The following is an 18,200-nucleotide window of genomic DNA, read 5'->3' on the forward strand; positions in this document are numbered from 1 at the left end:
CTTTGGTCGCTTGTTGGCCATGTGTCTCCTCCGTTTTCCTAAACATAGCGGAGGACCAATTCAGTGGGGGAGGATCAGGCGCTCAGCGTCATGCCCGCCGCCAGCTCCTCTAGCTTGGCGCGTTCTTCTGCAGTCATCCGCAACGTGACGGGGGAAAGGGTTGGATTGGGCTTTTTCTGAGAGGTTGCGTCAAATGCCGTTGTGAGTGGTGGATCAACCTCAGGTCTTGCAATGCTCATGGCGATGGCTCCCATGTTGCAGGCACATCGGGCGCGTCATCTAATGTGTCGATTGAGCCTTCGGAGGCGTCCGCAAATGCCGCTAACCTGTGGATAACTTCGGGCTCAGACTTGAGAACCTCTGTCCAGTTCTCTAACTCTTGAAGCAGTTCCGGGGCAGAAAAAGGTTCTAGTTTGTTCCCCTCCGGTGCACCATTTAAATCAAACAAATACAATATCTTGCTGTATTTCTGCATCGCAGCATGAATCGATGAAAACCCGAAAATACCCTATCACAGTGTTAGCACAGTGCGTTGTGTGCGCCGCGCCGTGCACCTAGCACAGTTCTAGCACACCGCCCTAGCAACGCTCCTTGCCGTGCTTATGGTGCTTCACGTGAGTAAGCTGTTGGGATTTCTGATAGAAACGTGCGAATGTCACAGATCATTGCCAAATGACTGATACAGGGCCATTTCAGCAAGTTTCCACGGTGTTCAATTGGCCCATTGCCACGCCCACACCTGCGAAGAACTAGGGCCTTCTGCCGGAAAACTCCTCTGAGAACTTTCCTCAGGAAGATTTCTTCGAGTTCTTACGCTGAGACAGAGGTAATCGAAAAGTTGATTAAATCAGATTTTCCAGTGATCCAGCCTCTCGCCGCACGGTGCTAGAACGTTTGAGTTTCATGGGTATAGGTGGAACGCATCCCGCAGGATGTGATCTCCAGCATATTCGTTGTATCTCATGAGGTAGTCCTTTTGCTGCTCCTATTTACTCAGCAGCAGGCCTGCCAATCAGCTGTTTTCAGCTCTGCGTGCCAAAATCGCTGCAAAGAGCAGCTTGACGAATATTGGAGCTTCCGAGCACGGCAAAGTTGGTCAACGTCCGCTTGGGAGAAGCCGCATCGCGGCGCGCGGGATACAAGTGAACCGCATCAAAGGACCGTCTTCAAAGGTCGATCACATCGTACGAGCCTTGCCGCTGCAAACACCTCAATGACAGTTCTGAGTCCTTTTTCACTTCTTTGAGCATCCGAAGCGCTAGTTGGTCTGATCACGGAGTTCCTGCCAACGGTGGCACGCAACGTGATGCTCTGTTCCTGCAGGCTCAAGCGATGGTTCCTGGATGCGGCAGACATCGATTGCGTGGGGGCAGCGGGTCTGAAACTTGCACCCCGGCGGCGGGTTGGTGGGCGAGGGGATTTCGCCTTCCAGCTTCTGCACCTTGCCACGGTCATCGGGATCAAGCGAGGGGATCGCGGACAACAGAGCAGACGTATAGGGATGGCGCGGGTTCGAGAAGAGCGTGCGCGTCGGGGCCGTTTCGACGATGCGGCCCAGATACATGACGGCGACATGGTCGCAGACATGCGCCACCACGCTGAGATCGTGACTGATGAACAGAAACGTCAGCCCCATGTCTTCCTGGATCGCCTTGAGCAGATTGAGAACATCGGCCTGGATAGACACATCGAGCGCCGCGACGCTTTCATCGGCCACGATGAATTTGGGGCCAGACACCAAGGCGCGCGCGATTGAGATGCGCTGGCGCTGTCCGCCTGAAAAAGCGTGTGGGAAACGGCGCAGATGTTCGACGTTCAGTCGGCATTTGGCGGCAATTTCGCGCACGCGTTCGTCCGTCTCGGCCCGCGAACTGGTCAGACCCATCACTTCGAGGGGTTCCGCAATGATATCGCGCACTGTCATCCGGGGGCTGAGCGCCGCATAGGGGTCTTGAAAAATCAACTGGGCACGTTTGCGATAATCCTTGAGGTCCTGTTTTCCCAGATTCTTGAGGGAGTAAGACACTTCGCCATCGTCAAAATGCACGTCGCCCCTGCTGATTGGAGCCGCGCGTAACATCGCACGACCCAGCGTGGTCTTGCCTGAACCGGATTCGCCGACCAGACCGAAAAAGCTGCCTGACGCGATCTCGATGTCCACGTTCTCGACCGCACCCACGTAGGGTTTGGGGCCGATCAGGCCGCCGCGTAGCGCGTAATGGACCGACAGGCCCTGCGCGCTGATCAAGGTGGGCTGGCTCATGCGGCGCCCTCGCTTGCATCATGGATGTGGCATGCGGCTGCGTGGTTCGTATCGACCTGCAGGAACTGTGGAGCCTCGGCAGAACAGCGCGGGCCAATGACCTCCTGGCAGCGGGTGTGATAGACACAGCCCGAGGGCCGTTCGAGCGGTGAGGGGATGTCGCCGGGGATCGGTGTCAGCGGGGCGTCGATGTCGTCCAGCGTGGGCAGGGCCGCCAACAGGCCACGTGTGTAGGGATGCGCCGGGCGGCGGATCACATCGCGTACCTCTCCCTGTTCGACCAGTTTACCCAGATACATCACCGCGACCTTGTCGGCGGTTTGTGCAATGACACCCAGATCATGGGTGATGAAAATGATCCCCATGCCAAACTCGGTCACGAGGTCTTTCATCAGGTCGATCACCTGCGCTTGAATGGTCACGTCAAGCGCAGTGGTCGGCTCATCCGCGATCAGCAGTTTGGGTTTGGTCGACAGCGCCATGGCGATCATTGCACGCTGCCGCATGCCGCCCGACAGCTCAAAGGCGTATTGGCCAAAGCGCGTGCTGGGATCGGAAATGCCGACCCGGTCGAGCATTTCAATCGACAGCTCCTTGGACTGCGCCTTGGTGAAATCCGTGTGGATCATCAACTGTTCGACCATCTGATCGCCGATGGAGATGGCGGGGGCGAAGCTGGCCATCGGTTCCTGAAAAATCAGTGAGATTGAGCCACCCCGCACGATCTTCATTTCAGTGTCGTTTTGCAGGGACATCACGTCGACGGGGCCGTCTTCCAGATGCAGCGTGATCCTGGTGTCGGGGCCATAGACAGCATTCCGCGGGTTCAGCTTCATCAGCGATTTTGCCGTCACGGATTTGCCCGATCCGCTTTCGCCGACCAGTCCCATGACTTCGCCTGCCTCTAGGCTGAAGGACACATTGTCTACCGCCGTGATACGTCCTTCGTCGGTGTCAAATTGCAGGGTCAGGTTCTCGACATCGATCAGGCGGCTCATTTCTTGGTGTCTCCGTAGGGGTCGGCCGCGTCGCGCAGACCGTCACCGACAAAGACGAAAGCCATCACGAGGATGATGAAGAAAATGACCGGGATGAAATACCATTGGTAGTTCAACAGCACGTCCGCACTGGTGACATTCTGTAGCATCACGCCAAGGGAGTTCACCGGGTCTTTCAGACCCAGCCCGATAAAGCTGAGCGCGGTTTCGGAAAGCACCATGTAGGGGAAGGAAATCACCAGATCGACGATGATGTAGCTGGTGAAGCTGGGCAGCAGGTGCTTGCGGATTACATGGCCTGAGGAGGCGCCGCACAATTGCGCGGCCAGCACATATTCCTGATTGCGCTCGGTCAAGAGATGCGTCCGCACACGCCGCGCCAGCGTCGGCCAGCCGATGAAGCCAAGGATGATCGAGATGAAGAAAAACCGTTCTTCCGCGCTCCAAGTGTCGGGGATGAAAGCCGCGAGCGCCATGAACAAGGGGATGGCCGGAATAGTGCGCACTGCGTCTGTCACCATCTGGATAAAACTATCCACCCAGCCGCCGTAGAAGCCGGAGATGCCGCCGATCACCAGCGCCAGCACAAAGGCGATAAGCACGCCGATGGTGCCGACCGCCAGCGATGTATTGATGGCGTGGAAGGTCCGCGAAAAGATGTCCTTACCCGTCGAATCCGTTCCGAAAAGGTGGACATAGCCGTCTTCTATGCCGAAAAGATGCGTGTCGAAGGTCATGAAAAACAGCTTGTATTCAGAACCTTCGACAAAGAACTGCATATACTTGCGTTCGTCGGTGTTGACCGTGGTGACCCATCTGAAATTCGTGGCGGCGGAGCGTTCGCGCTCAAGCGCATAGACAAAGGGGCGGAATGAGCAGCCGTTGTCGTCGCAGAATTGCGGGATGGTGGGTGCGCCGTTCAAATAGTCCTTGTCGCGCCCCGCGATGGTGGGGTCATAGGGCGTCAGGAAGGGCGCAAAGAGGCCTGACAGGATCAAGGCCAGCAGCACCCACGCGCCGACCATTGCAGCCTTCTGTTTTTTGAACCGGGTCCAGATCAGCTGCCCTTGGGAGGCCGTGAAATAGGCATCCTTGGCCGATTGATCCACTGCGGCATCATAGATGTTGGTTTCAGTCATATCCGTTATCCCAGGATGCTGCGGCGAATGCGCGGATCGAAGATGGCCAGCGCGATATCGGTAATGAAATTGATGGCGACGATGCTGCCCGTCAGGAAAAAGATAATCGCCCCGGCAAGCTGCTGATCGTTCGAGCGGGCGAGCGCTTCGATCAGAAGCGAGCCTGCCTCGGTCAAGGTCAGGATCAGGGCGACGATGGGCAATTCGTTAAAGATGCGGTTCAGATCGAAGCCGAGCGAGTTGATGATCGGGCTCAGCGCATGGCGCGCGGGGTATCGCATCAGCAGTCGGCGCCCCGACACGCCGCGCGCCGATGCCGCCGTTACATAGAGCTTGCTGATCTCATCCGACATCAGGGCGCGCACCGTCTGGATGGCAAAGGCGGTGGCGGACCAGCCGAGGATGAACACAGGCAACCAGACGTGACCCAGAAAATCCTTGATCTTGGCCATATCCCAAGGCGCATCGCGGTATTCAGGGGAAAAGAGGCCCGTCAGGCTGTTGCCGAAGACCACTGTCGCGAACAGCATGATCATCAGCGCCAGCAGAAAGTTCGGCAGGGCAAGGCCGAGATAGCTGACCAGACGCAGGCCATTGTTCAGAAAGGGATTGCGCGATGTGGCGGCAACGACGCCCACCGGGATCGCGATGGCATAGGCCAGAAACAGGGAGCCAAGGCAGATGCCGATGCTCAGCCAGACCTTCTGGCCCAAAAGCTGGTTGATGTTCAAGCGCAGAATGCAGCTGTCGCCAAACTCTCCCTGAAAGGCGTTGAAGATCCATTTGACCCATCGTTCAAAGAACGGCCGGTCCAGACCCAGCCGCACACGCTCGGCTTCGATGTCGGCAACGGAGATTTGCGCGCCTTGGCTGTTCTTGAAGGCAAGGTAGCGTTCGGCGCAGTCACCCGGCACCAGTTCCATCAGGGAAAACACGATGAACGACACAAGGCAGAGTGTCAAAAAGCCAAGGGCCGCACGGATACCTGCAAATCGTAAGAACTGAACCATCAGACTGCGTGCCCCGCATCTAAGACACACCACGCAGGGCCGTCTTGTTAGTATCGCGGGCCGGTTCTGCGGCCCGCGACAGTTTCATCAATTCGCGCGCTTATTCGTCCAGAAACCACTGCGACGGACGATAGGGGTATGTCCTGTAGTAGGCATAGGAGGCCGTTTTGAACGTTGGGACATTCTTGAGCGCCGCTGCGCGATAGATCGGCTTTTGCTCTTTCACAGTGCCGATGAACAACAGGTTCCCCGTCATGTTCTCGACCAGCTTGAGACCCAAAGCATCCGATTCAGGCGTGCCGACTGCCGCTGCCTGAAATGCGTTGATGTCTTCCATCATGGTGAGGACATACGCAGGAGGTTCCACACCCGCAGACCCATCAGATTCAACCCATTCGCCCCACAACATCGCGGTCCGCATGTTGAAGTAGTTGTCGAATGGCGGGATGAAGATCTCCGGATTGCCCAGAACAGTGGTCAGCGGAACGCTTTTCTCCCACATGGTGACATCAAGCTGGTTGGAGGATTGCGCCGAACGATATTCGTCCGTCGTGACCTCTTTGACCGTGTTGTCGATGCCAACTTCACGCCAGCTTTGGCCGACCAGTTCCACGATCTTGATTGACATGCCTTGGGTCGCAACCTGCAGGTTCAGCGTCAAGGCATCCCCATTCGGCAGTTCGCGCATGCCATCACCGTCGGTGTCGACAACACCGATTTCGTCCAGCAGGGCCTTGGCCATGTCCGGATCATGCTGCGTCAAGTAATTCTCCCACTCAGGCGTGATGAAATCAGGAGACGGCGAGAACCCGACGTATTGTTGTGGTGTCCCAAGGCCGAACATCGCAACTTCGTTGATCTCATCGCGGTTCATCGCGACAGACATCGCCTGACGGAATTTCAAATCACCAAAAACCTTGCGCTTTTCAGGGTCCTCTGAAGTGACGTTGAAGGCAAAGGTCGGCATCGTGATGTCAGGTTTCAGATCGACAACAAAGCCGCCTTTCTCCTGACTTTCCATCAGCAACGGCACATAGTCGGTTTGCAGCGCCTGGGCTTTGTAATCAACTTCACCGTTGACCAATTTCAGCAGCCGCACTTCGCTTTCGCCAACAAAGATCTCATCCATCTCGTTGATGTAAGGTAGCTGATTGCCCGCCGTATCGACCATGAAATAGTAGGGGTTCGCAACAAACTGGCGTCCCTCGGTGGTCTCGCCAATCACGATGTGGCTTTCAAGGGTGGGTGCCGCATCAAGAGGCAGATTGGCGACCTTGTCGGGATGCGCCAACATCGGTGTCGGTGTGTCCATCCAGTCGGAACTGCCGTAATAGGCCTTGATCGCGTCATAGCCATTCTCAAAGCCAAACGATTGGGCAAACGTGTCGGCATCCGGGTTGATGTCCGGATGGAATTGCCCAAGGAAATGCTTGGGCTGGAAGCCCTGTCCGTAGTGGTTTGCAAAATGTGCCAGGAAGCCCAGTTTTGGCGAAGGCATATTGAAGCGCACCGTCAGCGGATCAAGGACATCAACCGTCATCTGCTCGCCACCCGCCAGCAGCCACGCTTTCGGGACTTCGATCACGTTGGTGTCCATGTTCAGGTTTTCGTACCAGAACTTGACATCTTCGGCGGTGAAGGGCTGGCCGTCGGACCATTTGTGACCCTCCCGAAGCACAAATGTCAGCTGTGTGTAGTCGTCATTCCACGCCCAACTTTTTGCGACATGCGGCACGATCGTCGTCAGATCGTCGGAAAAGCGGACAAGGTTGACGTGGCGCACCGACATGAAGTCGGACGTGCCTGCTTCGGTTGCGTTGGACAGCGCATTGAACGTGCCGCCATAGCTGCCGATCATGTCATAAGGGGCAACGACCAGCGGTTCGGACGGCAGACGCATCGCCAAGGCAGGCATCTCGGGGTTGCCGCGGATACGCGCGTTCATCGCGGCGATGTCGGGGTTTTCAGACATCTCCATCGTACAATCAGCAAGGCCTTGGAATTCCGTCAGTTCGTATTGCTGCGGGAATGCCCCCGCGGCGATGCCCATGGGGTCCGAAACGGTCACAGCCGGACAGGCGGCCATCCCGGCCCCTGCGAAGGCAGAAAGCGCCGCGCTTGATAACAGGATCTTCTTCATTGGTGTCTCCTTGTTGGTTGTTCGGTGCGTATCCAAGAGGGGACCGCGCAGGCGTTTTGCCCATTCTTAAATTCTGGTTCAGGCCGGATATCGCCGCGACAGCGGGCGGACGTACGCCTGATGTCACAGGTCCGATGTGCCAAATTATTGGTGTGGGGAGCGAGCAGCAGACTTCCTTTGTGGCCATGTGCAGACCTCGGCTCACGCCCGAGCCGAGGGTCCGCGTATGCTGAATGCTGGAACAGCACAGGCGATGACATTGGCTTTGAAACTTCCCACGAGATAGCCGAAGTAAGAAATATTACTTTCAAAGAGTCAACAAATTACATTTTTCTTGCATATGCCGCGAAAGGGGTCTCCTTTGAACCCGGCCATCCGCTTTTTTGCATATGCCGTCTGAAAGGCAGGTTCGTTGACCTACGATTTTCTGATCATTGGAGGCGGGATCGCAGGTGCATCAGCAGCGGATATGCTTGCGCGCCACGGCTCCGTGCTGCTGCTGGAAAAGGAAGACACCCCGGGATACCATGCAACGGGACGGTCGGCGGCACTCTTTACGCGAAACTACGGCAACCCCGTTGTGCGGCAGGTGAACGCTGCAAGCGCGGCATTTTTCCATACCCCGCCTGACGGGTTCTGCGAAACACCTCTTTTGACGCCGCGCGGCTGTCTGACGGTGGGGCAGGGGGACGACACAGGCGAACTTGATGCCCTGCTGGCCCTCTCGAAACCTGGGGAGGAAGTCACCAGGCTGGATGTCGACGAAGCCTGCGCCATGGTCCCTTTCTTGCGACCCGACCGGGTGAAACAGGCAGTGTTCGAAGCCAATGTCGCCGATATCGACGTGGCGACCTTGCATTCATCTTACCTCAAGGGCGCAAAGGCGCGCGGCGCTCTGATCGAGACAAAGCAGGCTGTAACGGCAATGACACGGACAAACGGGATCTGGAACGTTCAGACCGCCCGGAACAGTTTTTCAACCGGCATCGTGATCAATGCTGCCGGTGCCTGGGCGGATCAGATCGGGGCAATGGCCGGTGCACGGTCGATCGGGCTTGTGCCAAAGCGGCGCACAGCGATTATCATCAAGCCTCCGGCCGGCATCACCAGTGCCACCTTACCAGCGGTGGATTTTGTGGGATCAGATGCCTACCTGAAGCCAGAAGGAGGCATGCTGATGGCCTCCCCCGGAGATGCCACCCCGGCGGAGCCGCACGACGCATGGCCTGACGATATGGAAATCGCCGAGCTTGCCGATTGGATCGAGCGCGAGACGACAATCAAAATCACCAAGATCGAACACAGCTGGGCCGGATTGCGCAGCTTTGTGGAGGATGAGGCGCCGGTCGTCGGATATGACACCGAGGTCCCAGATTTCTTCTGGCTGGCTGGGCAAGGCGGATTCGGGATCATGATGGCACCCGCTCTGGCCAACCTGACTACCGAGATAATCAGCACGGGACGTCCTGGTACGCAATCGGAGGATTTTGCACACGCCTTGTCACCGGCCAGGCTTTTGTGAAAATTGCGCCAATTGTATGAGCCAGGAAGGGAGGGGGTCATGACAAAAACTCTGCGTGAACGTCTGAGTGATGCGGTCTTGTCCACATCCAAGGCGGATCGGGCCCTTGCCACCTATATGCTGGCGGAATTCGGGACATTGCCCTTTGAGACAGCCGCCAGCCTCGCGGCCAAGGTCGAGGTCAGCGAGCCGACGGTTGGACGTTTCTGCCGGGCGATTGGCTATGATGGGTTCAAGGACCTCAAGTTGAACCTGCGCAGTGACATGGGCGACCAACCTTGGCTGATCAAGGACAGGCTGCGCGACCTTCAAGAACGGACACTCGCTGGAGAAGATCAGCTGACCCGCGGTCTGGAGTTGGAAATGGCGGCCCTCGTTGCGGTTTATGAGGCCGCCTACACACCGGAATGGAAGCGGGTGGTCAAACGACTGGCCACGGTGCCTTCGGTTTTCGTTGTTGGATTTCAGACCGAGCGCGGCATCGCCGAGGTGTTTGCGCATCAGTTGCAATACCTCCGGGACAAGGTGCAGTTGCTTGATCTTGCCAGCGGCAATTTTGCCGACCTGCTTGCGACTGACAACACTGAAACTGCCCTCGTGATGTTCGAGGCGCGCCGCTATTCCAAGAATGCGCCGTTGCTGGCGGCAGAGGCGAAGGCGGCGGGTATTCCGGTGACCCTGATCACCGATCCCTATTGTGATTGGGGCCACAGTGTTGCCGACGAGATTTTCGTGGTGCCGACCTCGTTCAACCTGTTCTGGGAATCGACGGCGCAGATGGCCAGCCTTGCCAACCTGCTGGTCAACGGTGTGTTCATGGAACTGGGTCCACAGGTCGAGGCCCGCATGAACAGAATTGCGCAGCTCTACGGAAAATTCACGGGCCATGTGGATCACACCGCGCCTCACAAACCAAAGACCAAGGGAAAACGATCTTGAGCTTGAAGGTTCTGAGCGCCGAAATTTCCCATGAAACCAACACGTTCAATGTGTATCCCACGACGTTGCGATGCTTCGAGGATCGCTATTTTCTGGAAGGCGATCAGGCGATTGCAACACGGGGCGACAAGAACACGGAGCTGGCCGGGCTACTCGATGTCGGGCGTGACTACGCCTGGGAGGTGACCCATGTCATCAGTGCGGCCGCCGGGCCGGGTGGCAAGGTGACGCGCGCGGCGTTTGATGCACTGATCGCCCCACTGATTGCCGCGGCCGAAACCAGCTGGGATGGCGTGTTCCTGATGCTGCACGGCGCAATGGTCACTGACTTTTGTGAGGATGGCGAGGGAGAGATACTGCGGCGCCTGCGCGCAGTAATCGGCCCTGATGTGCCCATCGCCCTCACGCTGGACCCGCATGCCAATGTCACGACGGAGATGTGCGATCTGGCGCAAATCCTCGTATCCTTCACGACCTATCCTCATGTTGACGTCCGTGCCACGGGTCGGCGCGCGGCTGAGCTTTTGCAGCGCACCATGACGGGCGACATCCACCCGTGCACCTTGCGCTTTCATGTGCCCATGCTGGAAGAGGCCAATGGCGGACGTACCGACCTTGGCCCGATGATCGAACGCCATGCCCTGGCCCGCGCATTTGAGACCCGCAAGGGTGTCTATGCCATCAGCATCAACGGCGCGTTTCCCTGTGCAGATATCTCCGAGGTTGGCCCAACGGTTTTGGTCACATGCGACGGAGACTGCGCGGAGCATCGGAAAATCGGAAACACGCTGGCCGATGACATCTGGGCGCGACGCGGCGAAGTGGTGAACGTCTATGTGAGCAGTGCCGAAGCCGCGGATGAGGCCCGGACCTGGAACGCCAGCGCCGGGCCGCTGATCCTCGCAGACTACGCGGACAATCCCGGATCAGGCGCCTACGGCGATGCGACAGGCCTGTTGTCTGCATTGCTTGAGGCGGGTGTGGACAACGCATGCTTTGGCCCCCTCATCGATCCGGTGGCGGCGGCGTATCTGAACGCGCAGCCCTTGGGTGCTGAGGTGACACTGCCCATCGGTGGGAAAACCGCGCCAGAGTTTGGCGGGGGGCCTTTGAGTGTCACTGGCACGGTGAAATGGACCGGCGATGGACGTGTTGTGGGCAGTGGTCCGATCCTTGGTGGACTGGAACGCAGCTTTGGCCCCACTTCCGTATTGCATGTGGCGGGCATTGATATCCTGATCGTCACCATTGCCCACCAGATGCTGGATCTGAAACAATTCGAAACCTTCGGCATCGATCCCGCTCGCAAGGCCGTTGTTGCGCTCAAGTCCATGCAGCATTTCCGGGCGGCTTTCGCCCCAATTGCAGGGCGGATCATCGTTTGCGACAGCGGCGCGCTGTGCACACTGAATTACGGGTCGCTGGAGTACAGGTTTGTGCCGCGCCCGATGTTTCCGTTGGACGCGTGCCCCGACAATCCTGCGGCGTCTTCAAGACGCGGGGCGGGTTGCGCTGGGTAAACAGGCTCGGTTGCGATGCTATTGCTGCGCGATCATAGGTGATCGACGGGAGCTACATGTCGCACGTTAAGGTGCATCGCGAACGTTGATTTCACACAAGCTGCGCTTTGGGCTGGTGAAGGAGGCGAGGTCCGATACTCTGGCATCGAATCCTTTAAGGAAAATTATGTCCCCGTTCATCGTGGCGCTCATCCTGTCGGCGGCCTTGCTGCATGCCGTCTGGAATACAATCATCAAAACCGCAGCGGATCGCACCGCAACTCTGGGTCTGGTCGCCCTGGGTCACGTCATACCCGGCGCGGTGTTGATTGCCCTGCTGCCGCTGCCGAGTGCTGAAAGCTTTGTCTACATCGGCCTTTCGACGGTTGTGCACTTTGCATATTTCTATCTGCTGGGGCGCGCGTACCATCACGGGGATCTTGGCGTGGTGTACCCCATCGCGCGGGGCAGTGTACCGGCCCTTGTGGCCCTTTGGGCCTGGTTGCTGTTGGGAGAGGTGTTGCCGCCTTTGGTATGGACCGGCATAGGTCTGATCAGTGCGGGCATCTTGTTGAGCAATTGGAAGGCTCTGAGATCGGGCGTTGGTGCCACGGCCCTGTCATTGTCGTTGGCAACCGGGTTTTGCATTTCCGTCTATTCGCTGGTTGACGGGGTCGGCGTGCGCCTGTCGAGCAACACGCTGAGCTATTGGGCATGGGGTGCGTTCCTGCATCTCTTCATCGCCGCGTTCGCCGGATTTCGCAGGCGGCAGACTTTGAGCGCATTGCCGCTGCGCACCTGGTGCGCTGGAATCGCGGGAGGTATGGTTTCAATGACGGCCTACGGTCTTATCCTCTACGCCAAGAACTTCGCTCCTTTGGGCGCGGTATCCGCCTTGCGCGAAACCTCTGTGATCTTTGCCACGCTGATCGGTTACTTCCTCTTGAAGGAGGGCAATTGGAAGCGTCGCGTAGGCGCGGCTGTGATTATGGTGTTTGGCATCGCTTTGATCGGTCTCAGCACGTAGCGCCAAAACGGGCAGACACTGCTTTGGGTCAGAAAGCGCATGTCGCTCTTTGGACAGTGCTGGTATTCGGCGATCGGTTAAGTGGCTGTTTCTACACAAATCATGGCATCTGCATCAAAGCGCTGCACCACCAAATGAGTGATGCTGCATGGGCGAGATACTTCTGCGCTCATACCGGTTGCATCTGCCCGAAACCGCTTCGTCCCGCGTTGCCGGCCCTGAAGGCGCGCAAGCAACAAGAAAGCCTGATTGAAAGCGTCAGATGTCTCCAATGTGCCCATCCTGTGAGCGCACAGTTTCCCGCAGCACGCGCGCGCAGCGTAGAACATGCGGCAAATGTCTAACCTTTGGTGCTGCAATGGCGCCAGGCTCTCGATGGTGAGCCGATTTTCTCCAAACTGGCCGTTCGTTCGCTTTAGTCGAGACTCGGCGCCGCATAAGCCCTACGGTCTTTATCTGAAGCGATGTGATCGTGCGTCTGTCAAAGTATGCTCATGGTTCGCTTAATCCCGCAGGGAGCCAAACCATCACAAAGCTCATCCAGATTATTTATGTGTCTCAGCCGTTTGGCTTCGATGAGCCGACACTGGCAGGCATTCTGCTCGATGCCAGACGCTGCAACAAGCGGGATGACGTTACTGGCGCGTTGATTTGTCGACATGACATCTACCTTCAACTGCTGGAAGGCCCCGAACGTCCAGTGCGCGCAGCTTACGCACGCATTCGTCAAGATGATCGTCATGCCGGGGTCAGAGAACTCCTGAATGGGGAGATACAAAGTCGGTTGTTTGCAAATTGGGCGATGCTTCATGATCCTGCAAAGACATGGATTTGGACAGAAGAGGAAATCGCAAACGCGGCACTTGATCGCGCGGATGCCGTAGAAATCATAAGAATATTCAAAGGCCTATCGGATCGCTCCGGGAATCCGGCTGTGAATTGATGCAAGCCCTTCGCGCGTCGACGCAAACCCGATCCACGATGTGTATGAGGTGGACGGGATGATGACGCTGCACTCAGTGCCCGATGCGTTTACCACGGGGGAGTGTGATCGCATTGTAAAGGCAATTGCGAACATGCCCACCGATGACGCGCTGCTTGTGGGTCACAATCGGGATCACAATCTACGCAATGCAGAACTTGTTTGGATGGACGATGTAGGCGACCTGAGTTGGGTGATGACCCGGTTGATTGACCTTGTCAGGCGTTCCAACAAGCACCAGTTCAACTTCGATGTGCACGAATTTGCGGAAAGCCCGCAAGTGGCCAGCTATGAGGCAGCCAAGGGTGGCCATTTTGCGTGGCATTCTGACATTGGCCATGGTCTTGCTGCTGGTAAAAGAAAGCTCACGCTTGTGCTGCAATTGAGCAATCCGGACACTTACGACGGGGGGGACTTGGAAATCAGGCCAAGTGCTCAAATCCTATTGGCCAATCGGGCGCAGGGATCTGTAAGCGTGTTTCCGAGCTTTGCTCTGCATCAAGTCACGCCGATTCAGCGGGGCATTCGGCGTTCGCTGACCGTCTGGGCGCATGGCCCTCCGTTTCGCTGAAAGCGGCTCGAAGAAGCCAAAGTGATAGAAAACGTCGAATTCTCTGACACTACCTTACCAGATAAGCAACATCCGGGCTCCAATTTCGCTAAGATGCGGATCCGCTATCACCATAGGCGCATCCCTTGGCGGACACGCAATATTGGCGGCCCATCCGCGCGCCTTACTTCAGAACCATCGACGGTGTTGCAGAAAAGGCCAGGTTCGTCAGCATTGTAAACTGGGCGCGAAGCGACTACATACGAAACACAAAGTTGTGGTATTCTTCGGCAAAGGCGCATCGCTCTGCCAGAGCCAACTGCAATCATTATCATTGAAATTCGATTGTCACATTCCGGAGCAGGGATCTGACGTTTGGGAAGGTTGTCGATTTCGACCACATCGACCATCCGTCATGCTCATTCGCTTCGATGGCGGGAAAACCCGCGATTTGGAATTGGACATGGACAGCGCGCTGTCAATCAGACGATTTCGAAAAGGCCCTGACAAAATGCCTTGTCAGCGCAACAAAAAGTGAGGCGGCACGTTCTCCGTCAAAGGATCAAAAATGACTTTTCCTGAATGGACGAAACCCGGCCTCTACGGGGCTTTGGGTGGCGCAGTTGCTGTTTCTCTCCTTGGCTTCACCTGGGGGGGCTGGACAACAAGCAGCAACGCCCAAACCATGGCGCAGAACCTGGCGACTGACGAAGTAACCTTGGCGATGGTTCCGGTGTGTCTCAACATGTCTGCGGCTGATCCGACGCGCACGGAGAAGCTCGCAAGTCTCCGGGAACTTTCCGGCTTTGGCCGCCGCAATGCGATGATGGAAACCGGTTGGGCGACCCGCCCCGGTTCAGATGCGCCAGACCGTGACCTTGCAGACGCATGTCTCGCGGGGCTTGAGTTGGATGGATCGTAATTCAAAGACTGCGCTGCACTCGTCACAAGCAGTCTGCGGGACACCTATGAAGGCGGGCGCCCACAATCTGTGGGTCATTTTGATGGGCCCCATTTTCGCTCTCGTTGTGTTTGCAATGCCCGTGCTTGCCCAAACCATGCCGGAAAACGCCAGCGCAAGGAGCTATGGTGACGGTTGGGACTGCAACGTCGGGTATCGGCCTGCCGGTGATACCTGCGCCGCTGTTTTGGCACCGGAAAATGCGTTTGAGACGAACCGCACATATGGTTCTGGATGGGAATGCCTGCATGGGTATCGCAAGGTCGAAGGAACGGAGTGTGTCGCCGTGGCTGTCCCAAACAATGGGTTCCTCGATCCTTCTGGCGAACGCTGGCACTGCCTGCGTGGATTTCTGAAAGTTGATGATGCTTGCCAAAAGGTCGTCGTCCCGGAAAACGGCCATCTGGTGGAGACGTCTTATGGATCCGGGTGGAAGTGTGATCGCAGCTTCGAGCGGGTGGCTGATCTTTGCACTGCCATTGCGGTTCCGACCAACGGATATCTGAATACAGCGGGTTTCGGTCAACCCTGGACATGTGAACGTGGGTTCTTTGAACGGGACGGTCGCTGCGAGGCTGTTGTCATTCCGGAGTTCGCATACTTCGATGATGCAGCCTACGGCGAAGGATGGAAGTGTCAGAGGGGATATGAAGCCTCCGATGCTGGCTGCGACTCGATCGAAGTCCCGGCAAACGCCCATCTTGACAGGTCTGGAAACCGTTGGGCATGCAACCGGAATTTCCAGAAGTCCAAGGGGCTGTGCGTTCTGAAGAACTAGGCTCATCTCACGGTGTTTCGCCCGCGTCTCTTCGGCGAAGGACCTGTTGCTCTCAAAAGGAAAACAGCATGAAAACCGAACTTCAATCGGCGGATACCGTTCGCCGTCCGGTCAGAGGTGCACAAATGCCGCCTCTGACCCGTGACACACCGACACAAATGGCTTCGCTCACTGAGATCGCGGCGCAGCCGACTGCGGTTGTCTATTGCGAGGGCAACTTTGCCAGGATTGATGGCAAAACAGCCAATGGCCTTGTGCGTCATTCAGAGGCCTACCGGATCGTCTCGGTCATCGATAGCACCCACAGTGGCGAAAACAGCGGGCTGGTTCTTGATGACGCGATCAACAGCACTCCCATATTCGAGAGTCTGGATGCCGCGGTTGCCCAGGAAGCCAGCATGCCCGATACTTTCATCTATGGAATGGCCCCCTCAACCGGGCGCCTTTCGATGGCTGACCGAGGTGTTATTCTGGATGCGATTGCGCGCGGTATGAACATTGTCAGTGGCTTGCACGAATACCTGAGCGAGGATGTCGAAATTGCACAAGCGGCATCGGAAAGACAGGTCAGCATCCGCGACATCCGCAAACCCAAGCGCAGCAAAGATATGCGCTTGTTTGATGGCAGCGTCGCAGATGTTCACGCGCTGCGCATCGCTGTTCTTGGGACCGATTGCGCCATCGGAAAGCGGACCACTGCGACGGTTTTGGCCCGTGCGTTGAACGCGAAGGGCATCAAGACCGTGCTGGTTGGCACCGGCCAGACGGGTCTGATGCAGGGCGCAAAATATGGTGTGGCCATGGACGCCGTCCCGCCCCAATTCTGCTGTGGCGAACTTGAAGGCGTGATTGTTGCGGCGTCAGAGGCTGAGCAACCCGATGTCATTTTGATCGAGGGTCAAGGCGCGCTCAGCCACCCTGCCTTCTGCACATCGGCCTTTATCCTGCGCGGCAGCCAACCGGACGCCGTTATTCTCCAGCACGCACCAAAGCGCGCCCATCGCTGTGACTTTCCCAATATGCCAATGCCCACCCCGGCAAGCGAAATTGCATTGATCGAGGCGTTTTCCGATACCAAGGTCATTGGTATGACGCTCAATCACGAGGGTATGTCTGACGCCGAGATCAAAAGTACGATTGCGGCCCAAAGCGAAAAACTGGGACTACCCGTCACTGATGCGCTCAGCCGACCGGCGGCACATTTGCTGGCGATGGTTGTCGGGGCCTATCCCGGCCTGGAGCAAGGCATACCCAAGGTCGCGGTTTGAACTGCCCGCGCATTGATGTTGATCTGCGGAAGATACGCCACAACACGCAAACTATTGTCGGGAGGCTGAATGCGCGGGGCATCCGCGTGACCGCCGTGACCAAAGCCGCAAGTGGACATCCGGCCATCGCACGGGCCATGCTTGACGGTGGCGCTGCGGGCCTTGCCGAAGCGCGTTTGAGCAACGTGAAGCGGTTGCGCCATGCTGGCGTGACTTGCCCGATCACGTTGATCCGCACGCCGATGCTGAGCCAGGTCGATGACGTCGTGCAGGTCTGTGAGGCGAGCTACAACACCGAGATGGCTGTGATCTCGGCGCTCGCCGCTGCGGCGGTCCGGCACAACACGGTTCACGGCATTATCCTGATGGTTGAGATGGGTGATCTGCGCGAAGGGATACTGCCGCACGACCTTGGCGACATGGCACAGCGCGCGGTGGATATGCCCGGTGTAGCCTTGAAGGGCATTGGGGCCAATTTCGCCTGTCTGAGCGGCAACGCCCCGACTGCGGCAAAGATGCAGGCACTGTCTATTCTTGTGAACGAGGTCGAGGGGCAGTGTGGCCCTTTCATTGAAACAGTATCGGGCGGCAACTCTGCAAACCTGCCGTGGGCGCTTGGGGGGCGTGCGACGGGTCGGATCAACGATCTGCGCATCGGTGAAGCCATACTGCTGGGTGTTGATCCGATCACAGGGGATCAGATTGATGGCATGTATCGGGACGCGTTCACGCTTGTTGCCGAAGTCATTGAGACGGACGCAAAGTCTGTGCCTCCGCTGATCGGCCAAGCTGATCCAGCCGTCGCAAAGATCCGCCTTGTCCCTGACACGTCAGAAACCATGCGCCTTATCTTTGCGATTGGGCATCAGGACACGGATGCGACCGGGCTGACAATGCCGCCAGGATATACCTTTGTCGGTGCAACAAGCGATCATCTGGTTATTGCGACGCAAGATCCGACGCTCTGCGTGGGGTCGGAAATGCGGTTTCAGATGAACTACAGCGCTTTGATGCGGGCCATGGCCGCTCCCGACATTCAGATACGAACACGCAATGCTCGACCGTGGCCAAGCCCACGCACTGCCAAAAGTCCAAGCAACCATCTGGCCTTGGTTTGAACGCCA

General features: G+C 57.3%; 17 protein-coding genes. 10 read left to right on the plus strand and 7 right to left on the minus strand.

The features are described from left to right. Positions 1-74: 74 nt before the first annotated feature. From Q1A91_RS21515 to Q1A91_RS21545, 7 genes are all read right to left on the minus strand, one after another. Positions 75-239, minus strand: a complete 165-nt coding sequence (locus Q1A91_RS21515) for a hypothetical protein (protein ID WP_299882495.1) — start codon at positions 237-239, stop codon at positions 75-77. Then, positions 236-475, minus strand: a complete 240-nt coding sequence (locus Q1A91_RS21520; RefSeq protein WP_299882496.1) for a hypothetical protein — start codon at positions 473-475, stop codon at positions 236-238. Before Q1A91_RS21520 ends, Q1A91_RS21515 begins: the two co-directional genes overlap by 4 nt. 783 nt (positions 476-1,258) lie before the next feature. Next, complete coding sequence (locus Q1A91_RS21525; RefSeq protein ID WP_299882499.1) at positions 1,259-2,263, minus strand: ABC transporter ATP-binding protein; 1,005 nt, start codon at positions 2,261-2,263, stop codon at positions 1,259-1,261. Next, complete coding sequence (locus Q1A91_RS21530; protein WP_299882501.1) at positions 2,260-3,261, minus strand: ABC transporter ATP-binding protein; 1,002 nt, start codon at positions 3,259-3,261, stop codon at positions 2,260-2,262. Before Q1A91_RS21530 ends, Q1A91_RS21525 begins: the two co-directional genes overlap by 4 nt. Further along, positions 3,258-4,400 (minus strand): ABC transporter permease, encoded by a 1,143-nt coding sequence (locus Q1A91_RS21535; RefSeq protein ID WP_299882503.1) that lies wholly within the window; start codon positions 4,398-4,400, stop codon positions 3,258-3,260. The genes Q1A91_RS21530 and Q1A91_RS21535 overlap by 4 nt, the downstream gene beginning before the upstream one ends. Before the next feature lie 5 nt (positions 4,401-4,405). After that, positions 4,406-5,410 (minus strand): ABC transporter permease, encoded by a 1,005-nt coding sequence (locus tag Q1A91_RS21540; RefSeq protein WP_299882505.1) that lies wholly within the window; start codon positions 5,408-5,410, stop codon positions 4,406-4,408. Between the two features lie 100 nt (positions 5,411-5,510). Continuing rightward, entirely contained in the window at positions 5,511-7,550 is a 2,040-nt protein-coding gene (locus tag Q1A91_RS21545; RefSeq protein ID WP_299882507.1) for an ABC transporter substrate-binding protein, read from the minus strand. Positions 7,551-7,962: 412 nt separating this feature from the next. Here Q1A91_RS21545 and Q1A91_RS21550 point away from each other — a divergent pair, with 412 nt between their 5' ends. From Q1A91_RS21550 to Q1A91_RS21595, 10 genes are all read left to right on the plus strand, one after another. Continuing rightward, on the plus strand, positions 7,963-9,072 hold the full coding sequence (locus Q1A91_RS21550; protein WP_299882509.1) for an FAD-binding oxidoreductase: 1,110 nt from the start codon (positions 7,963-7,965) through the stop codon (positions 9,070-9,072). Between the two features lie 39 nt (positions 9,073-9,111). Then, positions 9,112-10,011: a MurR/RpiR family transcriptional regulator gene (locus tag Q1A91_RS21555; RefSeq protein WP_299882511.1), complete on the plus strand. Its 900-nt coding sequence runs from the start codon at positions 9,112-9,114 to the stop codon at positions 10,009-10,011. Further along, positions 10,008-11,531, plus strand: a complete 1,524-nt coding sequence (locus tag Q1A91_RS21560; RefSeq protein ID WP_299882513.1) for a M81 family metallopeptidase — start codon at positions 10,008-10,010, stop codon at positions 11,529-11,531. Before Q1A91_RS21555 ends, Q1A91_RS21560 begins: the two co-directional genes overlap by 4 nt. Before the next feature lie 166 nt (positions 11,532-11,697). Next, positions 11,698-12,537 carry an EamA family transporter gene (locus tag Q1A91_RS21565; RefSeq protein ID WP_299882515.1) on the plus strand — a complete coding sequence of 280 codons (840 nt, stop codon included), beginning with the start codon at positions 11,698-11,700 and terminating at the stop codon, positions 12,535-12,537. Positions 12,538-13,003: 466 nt separating this feature from the next. Continuing rightward, positions 13,004-13,480: a BLUF domain-containing protein gene (locus Q1A91_RS21570; RefSeq protein ID WP_299882517.1), complete on the plus strand. Its 477-nt coding sequence runs from the start codon at positions 13,004-13,006 to the stop codon at positions 13,478-13,480. Between the two features lie 58 nt (positions 13,481-13,538). Continuing rightward, positions 13,539-14,090 carry a 2OG-Fe(II) oxygenase gene (locus Q1A91_RS21575; RefSeq protein WP_299882519.1) on the plus strand — a complete coding sequence of 184 codons (552 nt, stop codon included), beginning with the start codon at positions 13,539-13,541 and terminating at the stop codon, positions 14,088-14,090. A gap of 547 nt (positions 14,091-14,637) precedes the next feature. After that, entirely contained in the window at positions 14,638-14,991 is a 354-nt protein-coding gene (locus Q1A91_RS21580) for a hypothetical protein (protein ID WP_299882521.1), read from the plus strand. A gap of 115 nt (positions 14,992-15,106) precedes the next feature. Next, the gene (locus Q1A91_RS21585; protein WP_299882522.1) at positions 15,107-15,808 is read left to right on the plus strand and encodes a hypothetical protein; all 702 of its coding nucleotides are present in this window, start codon (positions 15,107-15,109) and stop codon (positions 15,806-15,808) included. Next, positions 15,757-17,076: a DUF1611 domain-containing protein gene (locus tag Q1A91_RS21590; RefSeq protein ID WP_299882637.1), complete on the plus strand. Its 1,320-nt coding sequence runs from the start codon at positions 15,757-15,759 to the stop codon at positions 17,074-17,076. Before Q1A91_RS21585 ends, Q1A91_RS21590 begins: the two co-directional genes overlap by 52 nt. After that, the gene (locus tag Q1A91_RS21595; RefSeq protein ID WP_299882524.1) at positions 17,073-18,194 is read left to right on the plus strand and encodes an alanine/ornithine racemase family PLP-dependent enzyme; all 1,122 of its coding nucleotides are present in this window, start codon (positions 17,073-17,075) and stop codon (positions 18,192-18,194) included. Before Q1A91_RS21590 ends, Q1A91_RS21595 begins: the two co-directional genes overlap by 4 nt. Positions 18,195-18,200: the final 6 nt, after the last annotated feature.

This window comes from uncultured Sulfitobacter sp., assembly GCF_947500075.1.
GTDB lineage: Bacteria > Pseudomonadota > Alphaproteobacteria > Rhodobacterales > Rhodobacteraceae > Sulfitobacter.

Excerpts from the sequence above, each read along its gene's own strand:
- Q1A91_RS21525 (WP_299882499.1), bottom strand. The coding sequence starts at position 2,263 with ATGAGCCAGCCCACCTTGATCAGCGCGCAGGGCCTGTCGGTCCATTAC.
- Q1A91_RS21590 (WP_299882637.1), top strand. The coding sequence starts at position 15,757 with ATGCAACCGGAATTTCCAGAAGTCCAAGGGGCTGTGCGTTCTGAAGAA.
- Q1A91_RS21520 (WP_299882496.1), bottom strand. The coding sequence starts at position 475 with ATGCAGAAATACAGCAAGATATTGTATTTGTTTGATTTAAATGGTGCA.
- Q1A91_RS21530 (WP_299882501.1), bottom strand. The coding sequence starts at position 3,261 with ATGAGCCGCCTGATCGATGTCGAGAACCTGACCCTGCAATTTGACACC.
- Q1A91_RS21585 (WP_299882522.1), top strand. The coding sequence starts at position 15,107 with ATGCCCGTGCTTGCCCAAACCATGCCGGAAAACGCCAGCGCAAGGAGC.
- Q1A91_RS21555 (WP_299882511.1), top strand. The coding sequence starts at position 9,112 with ATGACAAAAACTCTGCGTGAACGTCTGAGTGATGCGGTCTTGTCCACA.
- Q1A91_RS21575 (WP_299882519.1), top strand. The coding sequence starts at position 13,539 with ATGATGACGCTGCACTCAGTGCCCGATGCGTTTACCACGGGGGAGTGT.
- Q1A91_RS21545 (WP_299882507.1), bottom strand. The coding sequence starts at position 7,550 with ATGAAGAAGATCCTGTTATCAAGCGCGGCGCTTTCTGCCTTCGCAGGG.
- Q1A91_RS21540 (WP_299882505.1), bottom strand. The coding sequence starts at position 5,410 with ATGGTTCAGTTCTTACGATTTGCAGGTATCCGTGCGGCCCTTGGCTTT.
- Q1A91_RS21535 (WP_299882503.1), bottom strand. The coding sequence starts at position 4,400 with ATGACTGAAACCAACATCTATGATGCCGCAGTGGATCAATCGGCCAAG.
- Q1A91_RS21515 (WP_299882495.1), bottom strand. The coding sequence starts at position 239 with ATGAGCATTGCAAGACCTGAGGTTGATCCACCACTCACAACGGCATTT.
- Q1A91_RS21565 (WP_299882515.1), top strand. The coding sequence starts at position 11,698 with ATGTCCCCGTTCATCGTGGCGCTCATCCTGTCGGCGGCCTTGCTGCAT.
- Q1A91_RS21580 (WP_299882521.1), top strand. The coding sequence starts at position 14,638 with ATGACTTTTCCTGAATGGACGAAACCCGGCCTCTACGGGGCTTTGGGT.